The following is a 19631-nucleotide window of genomic DNA, read 5'->3' as shown; positions in this document are numbered from 1 at the left end:
GCGGCTCAGCCGAGGAGCTCGACCGCGACCTCGACGGTGGCCTTCTCGCCGTTCGAGCCGCGGAGCACGTCGACCTTCACCTTGTCGCCGGGCTTCTTGCCGTCGAGCGCGTTGTACAGCCCGTCGTAGTCCGTGACGGGCGTGCCGTCGATCCCGACGATCACGTCGCCCAGCACGAGCCCGCGGTCGCCCTCGGAGAGGCCGCGCAGGCCCGCCTTGGCGGCGGGGCCGCCCGGGACGACGCTCATCACGATGACGCCGCGGATGCCGTTGCGCCGCTCGAGGCGGCGGGACTGATCGAGCTGGATGCCGAGGCCGACCTGCTCGGCCTTCCCGGTCCGGATGATCTGCGGGACGATGCGCGCGATCGTCGTCGACGGCACGGCGAAGCCGATGCCGGCGGAGCTGCCGCTCTTCGAGAAGATCATCGTGTTCATCCCGATGAGGTGCCCGCTCGAGTCGAGCAGCGGGCCGCCGGAGTTGCCGGGGTTGATGGCGGCGTCGGTCTGGATCATGTCCCGGATGGTCACCTCGCCGACGCCCTGGACCTGGCGCCCGAGCGCGCTGATGATGCCGGTCGTCAGCGTGTGATCCAGGCCGAACGGGTTGCCGATCGCGATCGCCTTCTGCCCGACCTCCAGCGGCTCGCGCAGGGGCGCGACCTGGATCGGCTTCAGCATGTCCTTCGGGGCGTCGATCTTGAGGACCGCGATGTCCTTGCGCGGCTCGACGCCGACGAGCTTCGCGGGGAACGTCTTCTCCCCCTGGAGCCGGACGACGAGCGACTGGGCGCCGTCCACGACATGGAAGTTCGTGACGACGTGCCCGTCGGTGTCCCAGACGAAGCCCGAGCCCGAGCCCGCGGGCACCTCGACGGCGGTCCCCCAGAAGCGGTCCACGACGAGCCGACTCTGGGTCACGAACACCGTCGAGAGCGCGACGTCGCGGAACACGGCGATCGTGTTGCGCTCGTCCTCGATGAGCGCGCCCTTCGACGGCGGGACGGGCGGCGGCGTCGTGTCTATCGTCGCAGACGCCGCCGGCATGTCGGGGACCTTCGTCGCGTTCGGCGATGGGCCGCTGGGGCCCGGCTTCCCTTTACATCCCAGGGAAGCGGCGAGCGCGGCGACGGCGAGGACGGCGGGGAGTCGAGCGTGTCTGCAGTGGCGCATGCGGCGCAATCTAGCTTGCCATCGGCAAGGCGTCTCCCCTGCGGCGCTCGGCGGGGCGCTGCGGCAGTTTGCCGCGCGCAAAGGATGCGCGGGACGGCCGCGTTCTGACGTCGGCGCGCGTCGGCGTCGGATCGGATCCGGGGATGCAAACGGGCGAAGTTGCGGTAGAGGTGGCTTTGACGGATGAAGCCCATGACGCCCTCAGCAACGAAATTTCAGACAACCCCCCCTGTCGCGAAGGAGCCCGTGAAGGTCCTCCTCCTCGAGAACATCCACGCGAGTGCGCACGAGCTGTTCCGGTCGCGATCGTTCGAGATCGAGACGCGGAGCGGCGCGCTGAAGGAGGACGAGCTCATCGCCGCGCTCGCGGGCGTGGACATGCTCGGCATCCGGAGCAAGACGCACGTCACCGCGCGCGTGCTGGAGAAGGCGGACAAGCTGATCGCCATCGGGTGCTTCTGCATCGGCACGAACCAGGTCGACCTCGACGCGGCGAACCGGCGCGGGGTGCCGGTGTTCAACGCGCCGTTCAGCAACACGCGCAGCGTCGCCGAGATGATCATCGGCGAGTGCATCATGCTGGCCCGGCAGCTCGGGGACAGGTCGCGCGAGGTGCACGCCGGCACGTGGAAGAAGATCTCGAAGGCCTGCTACGAGATCCGCGGCAAGACGATCGGGCTCGTCGGCTACGGCCACATCGGCCAGCAGCTCGGGGTGCTCGCCGAGGCGATGGGGATGCGCGTTGTCTACTACGACATCGCCCAGAAGCTCCCGATGGGCAACAACCGCTCGCTGCCCACGCTCCAGGCGCTTCTCGCGGAGTCGGACTACGTCTCGCTGCACGTGCCGGCCACGCCGGAGACGCGGGAGATGATCGGCGCCGCCGAGCTCGCGCACATGCGCAAGGGCTCGTACCTGCTCAACGCGAGCCGCGGCACGGTCGTGGTGATCCCGGCGCTGGCCGAGGCGCTGAAGAGCGGCCACCTCGCGGGCGCGGCGATCGACGTCTACCCGGAGGAGCCCGAGTCGAACTCCGACGGCTTCCTTACCGAGCTTCAGCGGCTCCCGAACGTGATCCTGACGCCGCACATCGGCGGCTCGACCGAGGAGGCGCAGGAGGCGATCGGCCGCGAGGTGTCGCGCGCGCTGACGCAGCTCGGGACCACCGGGGCGACGACGAGCGCGGTCAACTTCCCGAACGTCGAGCTGCCGCCGCTCAAGGGCACGCACCGCATCCTCAACGTCCACCGCAACGTGCCCGGCGTGCTCCGCGACGTGAACCGCATCGTGTCGGACGTGAACGCCAACATCGACAGCCAGGTCCTGTCGACGGACGCCAACATCGGTTACCTGATCATGGACCTGTCGCAGGACGTGTCCGCCGAGGTGAGCCGGCGCATCGGGGCGCTGGAGACCAGCATCCGCACCCGCGTGCTCTACTGAACGTGCGTCGAGCCGGGGCGCCGAGGCGCCCCGCCCGGAGCCTCGGTCCCGAGGGGTGACCCGCCTTGTCGCCGCCGTTCACGATCCAGCAGGGGCCGCGGCCGCCGATCCGGATCGAGGAGGTCGCCAAGCGCGCTCGCGTCTCGCCCGCGACCGTCAGCCGCGTGCTGAACGGCAGGGGCAAGTACAGCGCGGAGACCCGGGACCGCGTGCTGGCCGCCATCGACGAGCTCGGCTACGTGCCGAACACCGCCGCGAGGAGCCTCGCGCAGGGGAGGACGGGCGTCCTCGGGCTGCTCCTGCCGAACGTCAGCACCGAGTTCATCTCGAGCCTCGTGCGGGCCATCGCCGCCTCGGCGGCCGAGGCGGGTTATGACGTGCTGCTCTCCGTCAGGCCGGAGGCGCCGGCGCGGCGCCTCGTGGGGCGGCACAACACGGACGGGGTGCTCCTCTTCGGCCATTACGTCCGGGAGGGCGACCTCCAGCAGCTGGTCCACCAGAAGTGTCCTGCGGTGCTCATGTACCAGTCGTCGCCCGCGGACGTGGCGCTGCCTCACGTCATCATCAAGAACGCCTCCGGCGCGCGCGCCATCGTGGGGCACCTGATCGAGGCGCACGCCCGGCGTCGGATAGCCTTCCTCCACGGCGCCTCGGAGAGCGAGGACTCGACGACGCGCGCGGAGGGGTACCGGGACGCGCTGGCCGAGCACGGCATCGCCGTGGAGCCGCGCCTGGTGCGCCGCGGCTTCGACGCGCGGGAGGCGCGCGCCGCGACGCTCTCGTGGGTGCGCGAAGGGGTCGACTTCGACGCGATCTTCGCGTGGTGCGACCACGCCGCGGCAGGCGCGATGGAGGCGCTGCGCGCCGCGGGCAAGCGCGTCCCCGCAGAGGTCTCGGTCGTCGGCTTCGACGACGCGCCGTCGGCGCGGCACCTCGAGCCCGCGCTCACGACCGTGCGCGCGCCGACGGAGGGCGTGGGCTACCGCGCGGTGCAGGCGCTGGTGGACCTCATCCAGACGGGCAAGGCCGAGCGGAGGATCGAGCTGCCGACGGAGATGATCGTCCGGCGATCGTGCGGCTGCGATCTGTGAGCTCGGAGAGGAGCCGCGATCGGGCAGCCCCCGCCGCGGGGACAGCGCTATTCATTCCAGACCGGGACGCTGACGCGCTCTCCGGCGCTGCGCCGCGACGCCGGGTCGTCGCCCGCGAAGACGACGGTGAACACGACGAACGCGGCCCACAGCGCCGCGAGGTGGTAGATCATCGTGATCCCGCCCGCGGCCTGGTAAATGGCGCTCGACGCGGGAGGGCCGAGGAGCATCCCGGCGGCGTAGAAGACGTTGTAGAGCGAGTTCGCGCGGCTGTAGTCGCGCGGCGCGGTGACGACGCCCTGGAGCGCCAGGCTGAGCGGCGATATCGACGCGAGCGTCGCCCCCGCGATGAACACGGCCGCGCACATCGCGTCGTAACGATCGAGGTACACGAAGCCGAGGATCATCAGCGTGCCGATCGTGCCGAGCACGCGCATGAGCAGCAGGTGGCCGCGGCGGTCGCCGATCCGGCCGAAGACGTTGGTGAAGAGGAGCATGCCCACCGCGAAGTAGGCGGGGATCTGGATCGTCTGATCGCGCGTGACCCCCTTCTCCGCCATCAGGTAGAGCGGGAGGAACAGCACGACCGACGCCTGGAAATAGCCATAGGCGAAGGTCGCGAAGCACGCGGTCTTGATGCGCCAGAGGATCGACGCGGAGGACGCCGAGGGCTCCGCCCCGCTCGCCGCGCCGGCCTGCCCGTGGGCCTCGGACATGCCCGGCAGCTCGCGGTCGAGGCGCGCGAGCACGAGGACCGCCGACATCAGCGAGATGACACACGAGAGGAGGAACGCCGCGGGCATCGAGGACAGCGCGACGATGTGCGGCGCGCAGAGCGGCCCGAGGACGTAGCCGAGCGCCATCGAGACGGCGTAGAGGCTCGTGACGAACGCCTTGTTGTGCTTGTCCGATCGGGCGAGCAGGATCGTCTCGCAGCTCACCCAGATGCCGACCGAGCAAGCCCCGTCGAGGAAGCGCACCGCGGCGATGGCGGCGAAGGTCGGCAGGAAGGGGAAGGCGCCGACCGCGACCGCGTACCCTGCCAGCGCGAGCACCAGGGTGGCCTTCGCCGAGAACCGGCGGATGAGCGTGTCCATCGGCAGCGAGAGCAGGACGATGCCGAGCGCGAAGCACGACGCGAGCAGGCCGATGTCGGTCTTGGTAAACCCGCGCGCATCGAGGAAGACCGCGGTGAGCGAGATGGCGATGCCGTAGGCGAGACCGAGGAGGAAGATCGCGCCAAAGACGAGCCAGATGTTGCGATCAGGGATGCGGCGGAGCATAAGCGCCCGGCAGGTTCGATCGGCCGCTCCGCCGTGTCAAACGGGTACGTGTGGCAGGGAACGCGCCTCGCCGTCGTTGCATTTGGCGTTTGGCGTTTGCCGTTTGCCCTTTGCGCGGGAGCGCCGCGCGCGGGATGGTGCGGCGCAGCACGATCCCGCGCCGTGAGCGCGTCAGCGCAGGAACTCGAGGAGGATCTGATTGACCCTCTCCGGCCTGTCGTAGTGCACGAAGTGGCTCGCGTCGGGGATGCGGGTGACTCGGGCGTTCGGGACCAGCTCCGGATCCGGCGCGGCGAGCTCGGAGCCGAGATAGCGATCGTGCTCGCCCCAGATCACCTGCACCGGGATGTCGATGCGGGGCGGCCTGCCGAGCTCGCGAAGGCTGCCCGGACGGAAGAGCGCCCGGTAGTAGTTGATCATCGCCGTCAGCGCGCCGGGCTGCGACCACGCCTGGACGTAATGGGCGAGATCCTCGTCGCTCACCGCGCCCGGACGCCGCGGGTCGTCCTTCACCGACGCGCGTAGCAGCGCAAAGTTGTCCTTCCGCGCGGCGAGCTCCGGGAGCTTCGGGAGCTGGAAGAAGAACATGTACCAGCTCTTGCGGAGCTGCCGCGCCGTGCGGAACGAGGCGAACATCCGCTCGGGGTGCGGGCAGTTGAGGACCACCAGCCGTTCGAGGAGCGCCGGATACCGCGCGGCGAACTCCCAGGCGACGCCGCCGCCCCAGTCGTGGCCGACCACCGCCGCGGCGCGCTCGGCGCCGGAAGCCTGGATGAGCGCGGCCACGTCCGCGGTGAGCTCGCTGACCCGGTACGCCGCGACGCCTTCCGGCTTGTCCGAGAGGTTGTAGCCGCGCATGTCGGGCGCGATCACGCGGTAACCCGCCTCGACCAGCGCGGGGATCTGATGGCGCCACGAGTACCAGATCTCGGGAAAGCCGTGGAGGAGCACGACGAGCGGCCCATCGCCCGCCTCGACGTAGTGGAGGCGCACGCCGCCGTGCTCGGTGAACCGGTGCGAGAGCTTGGATTCGTCGAGGGTCATCGTCTCTCCTTGTCTCCTTGAGCTGATTCCGTCGAACGGCCGCCGGCGCTCGCCGCACGGTCATGGGTTGAGTCGCTGATCGCTACATGGTGATCCGGGGGCGCGGCGAGAGGGGGGCGAGCCGGGAGGCGCTCAGACGTCGAGGATCTTGCCCGGGTTCATGAGGTTCAGCGGATCGAGCGCCCGCTTGATCGACCTCATGATCGCGAGCTCCTCGGCCGAGCGCGAGTAGGGGAGGTAATCCTTCTTGAGCAGGCCGATGCCGTGCTCGGCGGAGATGCTGCCGTGGTACTTCTTCACGAGCGAGAAGATGGCGTGATCCGCCTCGTGGGTTCGCTTCAGGAACTCCTCGCGCGTGAGGTCGTCGGGCTTCATCACGTTGATGTGGAGGTTGCCGTCGCCGATGTGGCCGAAGAGCGCGATCTCCCACCCTGGATAGCGGGCCTCGAAGAGGCTCTCGAGCTCGGAGCAGAAGCCCTCGAGCTCCTGGATGGGGAGGGACACGTCGTTCTTGTGCGGCAGCCCGGTCGCCGACAGGCTCTCGCTGATCCCTTCGCGGAGCGCCCAGAGCTCGGCGGCCTGGGCCCCGTGCTGCGCGAGCGTGCCGTCGGTGACGAGCCCGCGCTCGAACAGCGAGGTGATCCACGCCTCGAGCGCCTCGGGCTCGCCGCGCTCGACCTCGATGAGCACGTAGTAGTCCGACGGCGCGGAGAGCGGCACGCGGACGTTCCGGTGGCGGCGCAGGCGCGCCTGGCACTTCTCGGTGAAGAACTCGTAGGCCATCACCACGAACGGCCCCGTCCGGGCCTCGCGGAACAGCGCGAGCACGCCGGCGAGGTCGGGCACCGCGAACAGGAACACGTTCAGCGCCTCGGGCACCCGCGTGAGCTTGAGCGTCGCCTCGGTGATGATGCCGAGCGTGCCCTCGCTGCCGATGAACAGCTGGCGCAGGTCGATTCCGGTGTTGTTCTTCTCGAGCGCGCCGTTCAGGTCGAGCACGGCGCCGCTCGCGGTGACGACGGTGAGGCCGAGCACCCACTGGCGCGTGAGGCCGTAGCGGATGACCTTCACGCCGCCGGCGTTCGTGGCGATGTTTCCGCCGACCTGGCTCGACCCCTTCGAGGCGAAGTCGACAGGCCAGGTGAGGCCGTGCGGCGCGACGTGCTGGTGCACCGCCTCGGTCACCGCGCCGGCCTCGACGCGCACGGTCGCGCCGAGGACGTCGACCGGGCCCATCTTGCGCATCCGATCGAGCGACACGACGAGCTCGCCCCTGGCGGCCACGGCGCCCGCGGCGAGGCCCGTGCGGCCGCCGGAGGGCACGACCGGGACGCGGTGCTCGGAGCAGAGGCGGAGCAGCCGCGAGACCTCGTCGGTCGAGCGAGGGAGCGCGAGGGCCGAGGGCCTGGGCTCGTGGACCTTGGTCCAGTCGCGGCCGAACGTCGCGAGATCGGCGGCGTCCGTCGAGAGGAAATCCGCGGGGAACTCGCGCTGGACGGCCGCGAGGAAGGCGCCGGGGAGACCGGGAAGTGGGGTCATGGCCGGCTCGGTACTGCGGCGTCGCCGGGAGGGCAAGGGCATGAGGGGCATCGCGCCGCACGGCGAGACCGGCGCGCCGAGCGAATCGCCTCGCCGGCGGGAGTCGTCGCGGCGAAGGCGCCGCGAGGGCGTTGCGGCGCCGCGATCGACAGGGCATCTTGACCGAGGAGCGCGCATGGACAGGCCGGATCGCGCGACAATCCTGGTGGGCATGGCGGCGCTCGCGCTGGCCACGTGCGAGCGCGCCGCCAGCGAGGCGCCGCGTGGATCCAGCGCCGCGGGCGCCGCCGACGGCGCCGCGGGCGCAGCCGAGGGCGGCGGGGGGGCCGCCGCCCCGGAGCCGATCGCGGCGAGCAGCGGCGCGTCGGGCGCGAGCGAGCCGGGGAGCGCCGGCGGGCAGGGCGGCGCGGGTGGCAGCGGCGCGGGCGGCGAGGGCGGGGCGCTGAGCTGGGAGCCGGTCGAGACGGACTGGTGCTCGGCAGGGTGGATCGGCCTGGACGACCACACCTGCTTCCATGTGCCGGAGTCCGCGCCTCGCGGCGCGCCGATCCTTTATGTGCTGCACGGGGCCATGGCGCCCGACTCGCTGCCCGTGGCCTTCCAGGCCACCGCCGCGGAGGCCGCCGACGCGCTCGGGGTCGTCGCGGTGTTCCCGCGCGGGAGACCTGGACTCTGCACCTGGGATCCGTCCGTGGAGACGTATTCCTGCTGGCCGACGCGCCGTGAGACCGTCGACGCCGCCGCGCCCGCCGTGCTCGACGAGTGGATGCGCGCAGAGGCGCTGATGGAGCGGATCCTCGGCGAGCCGTTCGGCGGGCGTTACGTCATGGGCTTCTCCAATGGAGGGTATTTCGCGAGCTACGTGGCGCTGGAAGGCCTCGTCGCGGTCGACGGCGCCGGGCTCGTCGGCGCGGGGCGCATGGTCATCGAGGAGCACCTGTTCTCCGAGGAGAGGCCACCCATCTACATCGCCGTCGGCGATCTCGAGCTCGCCTCCACGATCGCGAGCGCCGAGAACCTCGCCGACGTGCTGACCCAGCACGGCTGGGAGCACGCGCTCGCGGTGCACCCGGGGCGCGGCCACGAGGTCCACGCCGACGACTTCTCGCGAGCCTGGGAGACCTGGGTCGCCGCGCCGTGAGGGGCCCCGCGCCGCGGTCGCGCGCGCCCGGCGGCGGACCCGGACCGACTCGACAGGACGCGTGACGCTCGCACCGCGGGATGCCCGGAGCGTCCTTTTTGAGCACTCTTGCGTACATGAGCGCAGAGGAGATGGGCTGAGCGCGCCGAGCGGGGCGGCGCCGATCGCCTGAGGACGGCAAACGCACCTGAGTCGTTATCGCTCCTCATCCCACCTTGTCGGCGCGAAGGCTCGACATCGTCGGAGACGCCCTGTCGAGGCGCGCCGCGCCGAGAAATCGGCAGCGCGCGAAAGGCGGGTTATTGCCGGAGCCGCGGCGTGGCGCGAGGCGAGCGCCGAGCGCGCCTGGAAGCGCCTTCTCTGCGCAGTGGTCCGGTTCGGGTGGACGCGCTGGACCACCGCGGGGTCGTGCGCTGTTTAGGAATGTCGGTTTGTCGCTGCCTCGCGCCCGCCGCGAGCACCCTTGGGCGGCAGGCTCTGCACACCAGCTCTCGGGCATGAGCGCTGCTCTCTCCGCAACCCGACTGGCGCGACGGTCCTGTAGACGTCGCGGGCCGGGCAAGGAGGAGAAATGGTCGAGCTGTTGAATACCAGGTTGATGTGCGTCGCGATGGCGTTGGGCGCGCTGACCGCCGGCTGTGCGGTGGGCGAGGCGGACGTCGATGAGAGCGATGCGGACGAGGCCGTGACGGTGGACGAGACCTCCCAGGCGCTGGGTGGCAACGACGGCGGGCGGAGCTGGGGCCCGGGCTCGAACTGGTCGAACTGGGGCAACGGGTCGAACTGGGGCAACGGCCCGAGCTGCGGCAACAATGGGGGCTTCCCAGGCAGCTGGAACAACTCCTGGAACAACCCCTGGAACAACTGGGGCAACTCCAGCTTTCCCAGCTGGGGGGGAGGCTTCAAGCCTTGCGGTGGGAACTCTTGGGGTGGGAACTCTTGGGGTGGGAACCCCTGGGGCGGCTGGAAGCCTTGTGGCGGCGGCGGCGGTTTCAACTCCGGCTGCAACAACTTCGGCAGGTGGTAGCCCGCTAGCCCGGAGTCCATCCGCGGCGACGAAGGCGAGCGCCGGCCCAGGGCCGGCGCGCGACGGGCCCTCGGAACGCGAGGGACCTGCGCACCCGACGCCTGAGCCGCGGGTCGTCTGACGGGTCGCCCGGGGGAGTCACCGGGGCCTTGGCCGAAGGGAGCTCGCGGAAAGCGCGCTGCTCCCTTCGGTCAGGCGCCCCGGGGGCTTCTCCGGGTCGGCTACGGCCGTGCCCCGAGGGCCGCGTTCCAGGGCCCCTCAGGTGTCGCATTTTGGGACATCGCCCCCTGGCGAGCGTACCCGAGCCGGCGGCCCATCAGCTGCCCAGCCCGGCGCACAACCCGGCGCAGAGCGCGCGCCGACGCGCGTTGTCTGCGCCCGTGCCAGGCCCAACCCCACGCGTCGCATGGCGGATCGCTTCTTGCTCACCTTCGGAACGCGCCGCTGCACCGGCGTCCTCGAGGAATGCTCCCCATGATGCGTTTTGCGACACCCGTCTCGCGTTACATGACCTGCGAAGTCATCACGGCGCCCGACACGACGCCGCTGCCCGAGGTGCACCGCACGCTGGGCGAGCGCGCGATCTCTTGCGTTCCGATCGTGGACGCGGCGTCGCGCGCGGTCGGCGTGTTGTCCCGCACCGACCTGCTCCGGCTCGGCAGGTTCGAGACGAAGACGAAGAGCCGAGGGATGCTGCTCACCTTGCCCGACGTCCCGGCGCGGGCGGTGCTGCGCCCGGGCATCATCACCGTCGGCCGCGCGACGCTGGTCGTCCAGGCGGCGAGCGTGCTGCTGAAGCACCGCATCCATCGTGTGTTCGTCCGCGAGGACGAGGCCTTGACCGGCGTGTTCAGCACGAAGGATCTCCTGCTCTCCCTGGTCGAGGCGCGGGAAGCGACGCCGATCGGCGGGCTCATGTCGGCCCCCGCGTACACGATCCCGCTCGACGCGCCGCTCGCGCTCGCGGCCGACCGGCTGACGACGGCGCAGGTGAGCGGGCTCGTGGTCGTGGATCCGGGCGGGTGGCCGGTGGGGATGTTCACCCAGACCGAGGCGCTGCTCGCGCACGGCGTGCTGTCCGATTCACCGGTCGAGGACGTGATGAGCCCGGCCATGGTCTGCCTCGACGTCCGGACGCCGCTCCACCGCGCCGCGGCCGCTGCGCACGCGGCGCAGGCGCGGCGCGTGCTCGTGGTGCAGGGGCGGCGGCTCCGCGGCGTGCTGACGGGGCTGGACTTCGCGCGCGCCGTCGTGGGGACGGGCGTGGTCTCGATGGCCGCGAGATCCAGGGCGGGATGACGTCGGCCGGGCGAGCGCGGATCACCGCGCGGCGGCGCGGGTCGCCATCCGCTCGACCACCCGGTCGGGGTCGGCGGTCAGGCGCGCGGCGAGCGCGCGGGCGGCGGCGGGAGAGGCCGACGCGACCCCCTGGACGGCGCCGAGCCGCGCGCGGCGCGGGAGGCGCGGATCCGCGGCGAGCGCCTGGAGCGCCGTGATCACGCGCGCGGAGGCGGAGGAGCGCGCTGCGGCGCGGCCCGCCGCGGCGAGGGCGCGCGCCCTCACGTACGCCGGCGCGCCCGGATCGCGGCCGATCGCGAGCAGCCGATCGGCGTCGGCGCCGCCGGCCTCGCGGAGCAGCTCGTAGAAATCAGCGCCTGCGGACGCGCTCTGGCCGCAGAAGTGCCCCGCGATCAGCGCCGCGGCGCGCGGCGGGAGCGCGGCCGTGGAGGCGAGGCGGTCGGGGGCGAACGCGCGAGCGCCGTCGCCCGGGGCCGGCGGCGCGGCAGGCGCTCCGCTCGCGGGCGTGTCCGCATCGGCCGGGAGCGGGACGGCCGCGCCGCCGCCCTGCTCGACGATCCCGCGGTAGAGCGCGCTCGCCCGCACGATCGCCGTCTGCTGCGGCGTCATCGTGCCCGAGAAGTCGCCGCCCGTCGGGAACATGAGGTTATCGAAATCGGGGCAGAGATCCATCTGCCTCACGTTGGCGCACCGCGAGGTGTCGTCGAGCGGATCGCCGAAGGCGGGGTCGAACTCGGTTGTGTGGAACAGCCCGGTGAAATGGCCGAGCTCGTGGCGCAGGATGGCGGTGTCGATCGAGGGCTCCTCGAAGAGCGTGACGACGATGCCGCTCAGGTGGGTGCCGTGCTCGACCGCGACCGCGGGCGCGGCGGGCGTCGCGCCGGCCGCCTGGATGAGGCCCCCGTCGAACGCCGTTATCGCGATCACGTTGAGGGCCGGCCTGCCGGGGGCGCCGGCCGTCTGCTCGAGCAGGTCGGGGAGGAGCTCCTCGTCGATGACTTCCCACTCCGAGCCGAGGTGACGGAAGTTGATGCTGCCCACGCCGAGGCCCGCGTATCCGCCGTACGCAGCGTTCAGCGCGCGCCGCATGTACTCTTCGGAGATCGCGTCTCCGGCGATGAAGGCGTTGATATCGATCTTCCCGCCGTGAAAGCGCCCGTCGAGCGTCTGGCGGTGCCACACCGAGAGGCGCGCCGGCGCCGCCAGGCGACCGGTTCCGCCGTTGCCGAGCGTGATCCAGTAGATGCCTGGATCGAGCGGCGCGGCCGCGTCGGTGCCAGTCTGGGGTATGGCCGCCGCGCCGATGCCCCGGTGGAAGAACACGGCCATGGTGCCTGGGATGGAGTAGTCGGCCGCCAAGAGCCGCCCGTCGGGGCCGCGGATGCTCTCGATCCCGACCGGATCGAAGCTCGGCGGTGAGGCCACGATCTCGGCGACGGCCGTGAAGCCGAGGGTGCCTGGCCGGACGGTCACCGGGATGGCGCCCGCGAGACCGACGTTGTCGTGCTCTTCCTTGACGAGGGGCGGAATCGGCGGCGCGCCCCCCTCGCCGACGCCGCCTTGACCGGCCCCGCCGCCTTGACCGGCCCCGCCGCCTTGACCGGCCCCGGACGGGCCTGGCGCCGCGGAGCTCGTGGGGTCTCCGGAGCTCCAGGAGCCGCCGGAGCCGTCGGCCGGCTCGAACCCGTCGACCACCACCCTGCCGCCGCAGCCGCCCGCGATGAGGGCGGCGAGCGCGCCCGCGGCGAGGCGACCGCCAACGCGCACCCGCGTTGCCCGGCGCTCGCCGCCCGGCGTCACGTCCACGCGAGACGGACCGATGGCGCTCGACGCCGGCGCAAGCGACTCTGACATAAGCACGCTCCTGCGATCGGTAAGGGCCCTCCCTCACCGCGCGCGCAGTATGCGCGGGCCACCGCGCGGTGTCACGCGCCGCGCACGCTCGTGACCGCGCCGGTGCGCGAAGCGGCGCGAGCGGCGCTCATTCCACTTGCTTGACGCGCATTATCACACGACCTGGCGATTCTTCCGTCGCGCCCTCGAAGCGCTCGATGACCACCACGAAGCGCGATACGCCGTCCGCGCCCTGGACGAGCCACGCGGCGTCCTTGGCCGGCGCGGGGGGGGTCGCGCCGGGATCGAGCCACCGCCCCGTGAAGGCGGTCGCGATGTGGTCGCCGCGGTAGGGGACGGCGGGAGCGGTGACGGTGGCATGGTCGGCCGCGTCGAACCGCGCCTGCTCCGACGCGGCGGTGCGCGCCTTGACCTCGGCGAGCTCCTCGGAGGCCGACGCTCCTTCCTGGAGGTCGGCGGCGCGCGTGGTCCCGGGGCCGCCGAGCTCGCCGTTGACGCTGACGAGCGTTCTTCGGAAGCAAACGTTCCAATCCGTCGACGCGCGCGCCTCTCCCGGCGTGAGCATCAGCTGCCGGTTCCCCGCGAGGTCGAGGCAAGCGCTCGGCTCGGTCTCGACCGCGTCGATGCCGCCCGCGGTCGCGTCGAGATCCTGGATGTCGACGGTCGGGCCGGGGCCGTCGGGCAGCACCTCGGCGTAGCGGAGCTGATAGAGCCCCGTGACCGGCGAGCCGTTTACCTCCCCATAAAAGGAGAAGATCTGGAGCTTCCAGTACCGCCCCTCGTGCGCGATCGCGTGGACGTGGTAGCGGCTGTAGGCGACGTGCGCCTCGCCGTCGTAGGCGTACCAGCGCGAGAAGGCGCCGCCGGAATCGTCCGTGAGCAGGAAGGGGGTGTCCGGCAGCTCGCCCGCTCGGTAGTCCTCGAGGCCGATCGGCAGCGCCCCGCCGTCGCCGGGGCCGCTGAGGCCGCTGTTGGTGAAGACGTCGTAGCCGGACAGCGCGAGATCCCAGTCGGTGGACGCCGAGCCGTCGCCCGCGGGGACCACGATCTCCGGCGTGGCGAGGCGGAGGAAGACGCGGCCGGGGGCCGGCACGTCGACCTCGAGGAGCGTGCCGTCGTCCGTGGTCCCGGGCGAGCTCCCGCCGCTGCACGCCGGGGTGAGCAGAAGGAGCGCCGCCGCAACCGATGCCTTTGTCATGAGTCCTCCCACGGTAGCTCGGCGCGGACGCCGACATAAAAGGTGCGCCCCTCGAGGGGCCGGTGATCGCCGCGGCGATCCGGGTCCTTCTGCGCGCCAAGCAGGTTCCTCACGCCGATATACGCCTGCGAGGAGGGCCAGAGCGGCCGCGCGAGCCGCGCGTCGAGCGTGGTGAACCCGGGCGCGCGCAGATCGTCTTCGATGAACGCGCCGCCGATGGTCCGGAGACGGGCGACGAGCTCGAGCTCGAGCGGCAGATCGGCGCGGAGCGCTGCTTGGGCCGTGTGCGGCGGTTTGCCGGAGAGCGGCTGTCCGGGATCGGCGGTGTCGTCTCGTGTCCAGAGGTAGGCGTAGCCGGCCTCGATGCGGAGCCACGGCGCGGGCTGGAGCGTGGCCGAGAGATCGAGGCCAGCGGTGCGCGCCTCGGCGATGTTCATGTAGGTGTACGTGTCGACGCCGCCGGCGGAGGTCTCGAGGGGTGACGGGTCGACGTCGATCAGGTCGTCGACCCAGTTGGCGAAGGCGCCCGCGCGCACCGTGAGGCCCTCTCTGGGGATCCACGTGACATCGCCGTTCACGCCCCACGACGTCTCGGGGGAGAGCTCCGGGTTGCCCTGGAGGATGTAGCCGAGGCTCGAGTGGTCGAAGGAGAAGCCGAGCTCCTTGGCGCTCGGGGCGCGGAATCCCCGCCCGCCGGACACACGCAGCGTGAGCGACGGCGCGGGCCGGTACGCGAGGGCGAGGCGTGGGGCGATGACGCCGCCGTAGCGGAGGCGGAGCTCGCCGCGAATGCCGGGCATGAGGGTGAGCTCGTCGGTGAGCTTCCACGCGAGCTGGCCGTAGAGCGCGGCGCTGCCGAGCTGGGTGTCGGGCACCTCGTCGATCGGCGGCGTCTCGACGGTGCCGGAGGTGGACACCTTTGTGACCGTGAGCACCTGGTCGAGCGTCTCCACCTCGGCGCGCGCTCCGGCGACCCAGGTGCGCTGTCCGTCGGCGATGGTGGCGATTGCCTCGTAGCTGTGGAGGGTGCCTGAGCGCTCGCGCAGCTCCTCGTCGGGCGAGCCGCGCAGGTCGCGGCCGCTCGACCTGAAGGCCCATTGCCGGCCCGCGGCGAGGCGCAGGTTGGAGCCGCCGCCGAGGTCGAGCGTCTCGGCGAGGTGCAGGGTGACGCGGTCGGTCACCTCGGGGAGGTCGTAGAGGTAGACGCCGAGGACTGGCCACTCCTTCTGCTCGATGCCGTCCTGCTCGTCGTGGATCCAGCGCGCGCGGAGCCGCAGGTCGATGCGCTTGCCGAGCGCGGCGCCGGCGCGAAGGCCGAGGAGGGTCTGGGAGCGCCTGGGCAGGGTGGTCGGGGCGTCGGCGACGGGCTGGGCGAGGTTGTCGCTGGGCTCGACGAGGGAGAGGCTGTCCTCCCGCTGGAACGAGGCGTCGGCGCTGGCCCAGGCGCGCTCGCCGCGGTAGGCGCCCGAGCCGTGGAGGAGGAGCCCGGCGCGGCTCCGGCCTTCAAGGCGGGCCTGGCCGCTGAAGCCCGGGTGGTCGGGGGGCGCGGAGAGGACGTTGACGACGCCGCCGATGGCGCTCGTGCCGTAGAGGGAGCTTGTCGGGCCGGTGACGAGCTCGATGCGGGAGACGTCGCCGAGCGGGAGGGAGGAGAGGTCGATGGCGCCGCCGGCGTCGCCGATGACGCGCTCGCCGTCCTCGAGGACGAGGACGCGGTCGAGGTCGAAGCCCTGGATCTGGATGGCGCTCGGGTTGCCGAGCGCGCCGTAGGCGCTCGGGTTGACCTGGACGCCGAGCTCGCCGTCGAGCGCCTCGCCGACGTTTGTGGCGCCGCGGCGCTCGGCCTCCTCGCGGGTGACGACGCGCGTGCGCACCGTGGCGCGCTGGCTGCTCTCGGGGGTGCGCGTGCCGGTGACGACGACCTCGAGGGGAGGCGGCGCGGGAGGAGGAGGCGGAGAGGGCGGAGAAGGAAGAGGTGAAGGGGAAGGGGGTGAAGAGGGAGGAGGCGGAGAAGGAGAAGGAGAGGGAGGAGGCGAGGCGGAGGGCGGCTCGGAAGGGGGCTGCGCGAGCGCAGGGCGCGAGAAGGCGGCTGAGAAGAGCGCCAGGAGCGGGCAGCAGGCGAGCAGCGCGGCGCGCGTCAGGCGTCGACGCCGGGGCACGGTCCTCCCTGGGACATCGGAACGGCAGGCTCGAGGCGCGGGGACGGCGGCATGGGGAGAGCTCGGCCTGTGCGGCGTTCGGCGGATGGGGTGAGGTGAGGTGGGGGGATGGTCGCCCGATTCGGGGCGGTCGTCCAGCGGTTCAGGGGCGGGCGGCGGGCGGCGGGCGCGGGCGGGCGGCGGACGCATCGCCGGAGCAGGGAGGCGCTTGTGCCGGGGAGGGCGGTCCGTGCCGGACGAGCGGCTGTGCCGAGCGACCGAGGCCCGGCTGGTGGGCTTGCGGTGCGCTACGAGAGACCAGGGCGCGTGGTCGAAGCGCGCCGCGGGGGCCGCGGCGCGGAAGCGGCCCCCCGGCGGACCCTGCACGGGCGAACCCTGCACGGGCGATGCGAGTTGGGCTTGCATTGCTCGACGACGGACGGTAGGGTCCCGCGCCGAATCGCCGGTCCCCATCGTCTAGCCCGGCCCAGGACTCAGCCCTTTCAAGGCTGCTACGCGGGTTCGAATCCCGCTGGGGACGCAATTTGCTAATAATTCCAAGCGCTTAGCGACGCGTTGAGCGTCGGCTGGCGGCGCAGGTGGATGCCCGCATGAAGGGCGGCAACGCTATTGGGCCTCCAGGTCTCCGAGCGCTCCTTCTCCGGATTCAGGACCGAGCAGCTCCACCTCGCTCCAGAGCGCGTCGAGATCGAGCGAGAGTCCCTCCAGGCCAGGAATACTGCCGACGATCCCGTCGGCCGCCGAGCGCGCGTGTACGTAGCGGCGGTCGGTTCCTAGCTCGAGGAGCTCGAGCGTCCTTTCCTGCGGGTCGATGATCCAATACCAGCGCACCCCGAAAGACGCGTACTCGTGGAGCTTCTCGACACGGTCGCGGCGTGCGTCCCGCGGGGTAGGAGAGACCACCTCGACCATGATGTCGGGCGGAGTGTTGATCGTCCCGCGCCGAGGTGGTTTGCGGCTCTGAGGCATGTACGCAGAGGCGTCGGGCTTCCGGCCAGAGACAGCGCTCACCGCGTACTTCGCTTCGGAGCCCAGCACGAGCCCGCCCTGCGGGATGAGCCAGCCCCCGAGCACCCTGATCACCCAGGCCACGATCACTTCGTGAACGGCGTCCGGCACCTCTTCCTCCACGAGCCGCCCGTCGACGAGCTCGCCCGGTTCGTCTTCAGGCAGGCTGGTCCACTCGGCGAACGTGACCCTCCGCTCGACCGCGATCCCGGTGAGTGCGCTCTGGCTGATCACCTCGTCACGGTAGCACAGCGTTCCGCGTGCCGTCGTGTCGGCGTCGGAGCAGGGCGCCCCAAGGTCGAGCTTGGGGGAGCTCGGCGCCCCAGTCCCCAGGGTCGGGACGATCTTCGCTGGGATCGCTGAAGATCACCTCCTCATGGAAGAAACTCGATCTCCTGCAAGCAATAGGGCCGCTCCGCGGAGACGCCGCTGGCCTGGCAGCGCGCGACGAGCTCGTTCGATTGGACGATCTGGGGCGATGCCTCGGTGTAGCGCAGCCCCATCACGTGGCCGAGCCAGGGCTCCTGGCCCATCGCGTACACGAAGACCTGGCGGGCCCCGAGCAGGTCGACGATCTCGCCGGCGCGCTGCGCATCGGATCCGCAGAGCCGTCGAGACTGGTCCATCTTGCGCGCGAGCGGCGCCATCATCAGGGGCCCGTAGGCCCAGCTCATGGGTGCCCCCTCGCACTCCATCCCCAGGAAGAGCGTGTCGACCGCTCCGAACACGTCCCGGATGCGCCGGTACAGCATGGGCTCGAGCGCATTGGAGTCAGCGGCCGCGACGATGGTTTTTTCTTGCAGGCGCACGAGGTAGGCAAGCTTGGCGCGGATATTCAGATCGCCGTGTTCGCCGAAGAAGGGCAGGCCTACGATAGCGCCGCCCTCGATCTCGATCTCCTCCAGCTCATCGAGCTCGACCACGTTGTCGAAGCCGATCTGGCGCAGCGCGAGCCGGAGGGAGGGGTCTTCCAGCGAACCGTTGCTCCGCGGCACGATGACAGTGCCGAAGCGCGGCCGGATGGCGAGCAAGGTCTCGAGCATCAGGTGATCGGCGTGGGCGTGCGTGATGAGGACGTAGTCGATGCGCGCCGGCAGATCATCCAGCGTGTAGCGGGGCAGGTCGGTGGGATAGCGGTAGCTCACCGACGGGTCGGTCAGGATGGAGACGCCCCTCGATTCGATGAGCACGCAGGCGTGGCCAAAATAGCGGACGCGCACCCCATCCCCCTCGTAGCGCGGCGGCGGCGGCGGCGGCTCGTCCGTGAGGAACGATCGGACCAGCTCCTCTTTGTCGGCTGGAGCATCGAGGAGCTCCTTGTAATGGTCGAAGGGCGCGGGGCGCGCGCGCAGCTCGCACAGCTCGCGCACCGCCGGGGCGCGGAAGGGGCGGCGCAGGAGCAGGCTCGCCTCGTCCTCGAGGCGCGGGGTGCTGAAGATGAACGAGCGCTCGTCCCGGTTCATGCGCCACAAGAGCAGGCTCTGCGACGCCTCGCGGTAGTACGGGCTACGGTAGAGCATGGCCTCGACGAGGCGCGCGGAGGGCTGATTGCGCAGGTCGTAGCAGAGCTCGACATAGCCTCGTAGAGGCTCGGGGACCCTCGGGTAGAGCTCCTCCAGAGACATGCCCCTGTCGTGCTCGCTCAGCAGGCCGTCGAGCGCCTTCAAGGCGGCCGCGAGCTCGACGAGCGCTGCCTGCTCGCGCGCCGTCACCTCGAGGAGGCGCTTGATCTCGGGCACCTTGTCGACGCCGTGGTTGATGAACGGGCCGCCGATGAGCTGGGGGTTTTTCAGGGCCGCCACGTGGAGCATGGGTTTCTCCACGAACGACTGCATGATCTTGAGGTGTTGGTTCGCCACGTAAAGCGGCGCCGTGGACGGAGCGATGAGGTAGAGCCAGGCGTACCACTGCGATACAAGCGGCTCCATTACCACATTTGACCGGAGATACAGTTTGTCTCGGTTCACGTTTTATCCTGCTCTGCGATCTCGGTGCTCCCGGGCCGCGTCCCCAGCGCGCCGCGCAGGACGCGCGCGGCCCGACACGCGCGGCTGTCGGAGCATGTCTGAGTGATTCCCCCCGACCTCATAAAGCGCGATGGGGCGCGCAACATGCCTGGCCCAGCCCCCGGTGGGATCCTCGAAGAGGCTAGCGTCCTGCGCCTCCATCGCCTCGACAGCGTAGAAGGGTTCGGCCTCGCCTTCCAGCCCGCGCGCCTGAAACGCGTAGATCGGTTGATCTTCGCCGAGGACCCCGTCCAGGACGACTACTGCGCCCTCGGCGGCCACTCGCTGCTCGCCGCTGTCCCCCTCTATTGCGTTCACGCCATCGGTAGTCCGGTCTTTTCGTACCTGCCCCCTCGCCGAGCAGTTC

General features: G+C 71.3%; 14 protein-coding genes and 1 tRNA gene. 6 read left to right on the top strand and 9 right to left on the bottom strand.

Annotated features, from left to right (window positions below; all coding sequences use genetic code 11):
- Positions 1-5: 5 nt before the first annotated feature.
- Entirely contained in the window at positions 6-1172 is a 1167-nt protein-coding gene (locus tag WME90_RS21450) for a S1C family serine protease (protein ID WP_437283029.1), read from the bottom strand.
- Positions 1173-1355: 183 nt separating this feature from the next.
- On the opposite strand from WME90_RS21450, the gene serA reads away from it, so the two are divergent.
- On the top strand, positions 1356-2615 hold the full coding sequence (gene serA, locus WME90_RS21445; protein WP_437283028.1) for a phosphoglycerate dehydrogenase: 1260 nt from the start codon (positions 1356-1358) through the stop codon (positions 2613-2615).
- 65 nt (positions 2616-2680) lie between these two features.
- Entirely contained in the window at positions 2681-3706 is a 1026-nt protein-coding gene (locus tag WME90_RS21440) for a LacI family DNA-binding transcriptional regulator (RefSeq protein WP_437283027.1), read from the top strand.
- A 47-nt stretch (positions 3707-3753) separates the two neighbouring features.
- Here WME90_RS21440 and WME90_RS21435 read toward each other — a convergent pair whose 3' ends face one another.
- The 3 genes from WME90_RS21435 to WME90_RS21425 all read right to left on the bottom strand — a co-directional run bounded on the left by WME90_RS21435 (position 3754) and on the right by WME90_RS21425 (position 7572).
- Positions 3754-4989 carry an MFS transporter gene (locus WME90_RS21435; protein ID WP_437283026.1) on the bottom strand — a complete coding sequence of 412 codons (1236 nt, stop codon included), beginning with the start codon at positions 4987-4989 and terminating at the stop codon, positions 3754-3756.
- A 171-nt stretch (positions 4990-5160) separates the two neighbouring features.
- Positions 5161-6033 carry an alpha/beta fold hydrolase gene (locus WME90_RS21430; RefSeq protein ID WP_437283025.1) on the bottom strand — a complete coding sequence of 291 codons (873 nt, stop codon included), beginning with the start codon at positions 6031-6033 and terminating at the stop codon, positions 5161-5163.
- 132 nt (positions 6034-6165) lie between these two features.
- Positions 6166-7572, bottom strand: coding sequence for an FAD-binding oxidoreductase (locus WME90_RS21425; RefSeq protein WP_437283024.1), 1407 nt, complete (start codon positions 7570-7572; stop codon positions 6166-6168).
- 175 nt (positions 7573-7747) lie between these two features.
- Here WME90_RS21425 and WME90_RS21420 point away from each other — a divergent pair, with 175 nt between their 5' ends.
- From WME90_RS21420 to WME90_RS21410, 3 genes are all read left to right on the top strand, one after another.
- Complete coding sequence (locus WME90_RS21420) at positions 7748-8713, top strand: alpha/beta hydrolase (RefSeq protein ID WP_437283023.1); 966 nt, start codon at positions 7748-7750, stop codon at positions 8711-8713.
- Between the two features lie 571 nt (positions 8714-9284).
- On the top strand, positions 9285-9740 hold the full coding sequence (locus tag WME90_RS21415; protein ID WP_437283022.1) for a hypothetical protein: 456 nt from the start codon (positions 9285-9287) through the stop codon (positions 9738-9740).
- Positions 9741-10214: 474 nt separating this feature from the next.
- On the top strand, positions 10215-11039 hold the full coding sequence (locus WME90_RS21410; RefSeq protein ID WP_437283021.1) for a CBS domain-containing protein: 825 nt from the start codon (positions 10215-10217) through the stop codon (positions 11037-11039).
- A gap of 21 nt (positions 11040-11060) precedes the next feature.
- On the opposite strand, the gene WME90_RS21405 is transcribed toward WME90_RS21410, so the two are convergent.
- From WME90_RS21405 to WME90_RS21395, 3 genes are all read right to left on the bottom strand, one after another.
- On the bottom strand, positions 11061-12893 hold the full coding sequence (locus WME90_RS21405; protein ID WP_437283020.1) for a hypothetical protein: 1833 nt from the start codon (positions 12891-12893) through the stop codon (positions 11061-11063).
- Positions 12894-13020: 127 nt separating this feature from the next.
- Positions 13021-14091 (bottom strand): HmuY family protein, encoded by a 1071-nt coding sequence (locus WME90_RS21400; protein WP_437283019.1) that lies wholly within the window; start codon positions 14089-14091, stop codon positions 13021-13023.
- Positions 14088-15965, bottom strand: a complete 1878-nt coding sequence (locus WME90_RS21395) for a TonB-dependent receptor plug domain-containing protein (RefSeq protein ID WP_437283018.1) — start codon at positions 15963-15965, stop codon at positions 14088-14090. Before WME90_RS21395 ends, WME90_RS21400 begins: the two co-directional genes overlap by 4 nt.
- A 730-nt stretch (positions 15966-16695) precedes the next feature.
- On the opposite strand from WME90_RS21395, the gene WME90_RS21390 reads away from it, so the two are divergent.
- Positions 16696-16770, top strand: a tRNA-Glu gene (locus tag WME90_RS21390).
- 86 nt (positions 16771-16856) lie between these two features.
- Here the strand turns inward: WME90_RS21390 and WME90_RS21385 are convergent.
- Positions 16857-17492: a Uma2 family endonuclease gene (locus WME90_RS21385; protein ID WP_437283017.1), complete on the bottom strand. Its 636-nt coding sequence runs from the start codon at positions 17490-17492 to the stop codon at positions 16857-16859.
- Positions 17493-17632: 140 nt separating this feature from the next.
- Entirely contained in the window at positions 17633-19225 is a 1593-nt protein-coding gene (locus WME90_RS21380) for an MBL fold metallo-hydrolase (RefSeq protein ID WP_437283016.1), read from the bottom strand.
- Positions 19226-19631: the final 406 nt, after the last annotated feature.

Source organism: Sorangium sp. So ce375, from assembly GCF_051473855.1.
Taxonomy (GTDB): Bacteria; Myxococcota_A; Polyangia; order Polyangiales; family Polyangiaceae; genus Sorangium.
The sequence above is the reverse complement of the archived record's forward strand: the minus strand, read 5'-3'. Positions and strand labels throughout refer to the sequence as shown.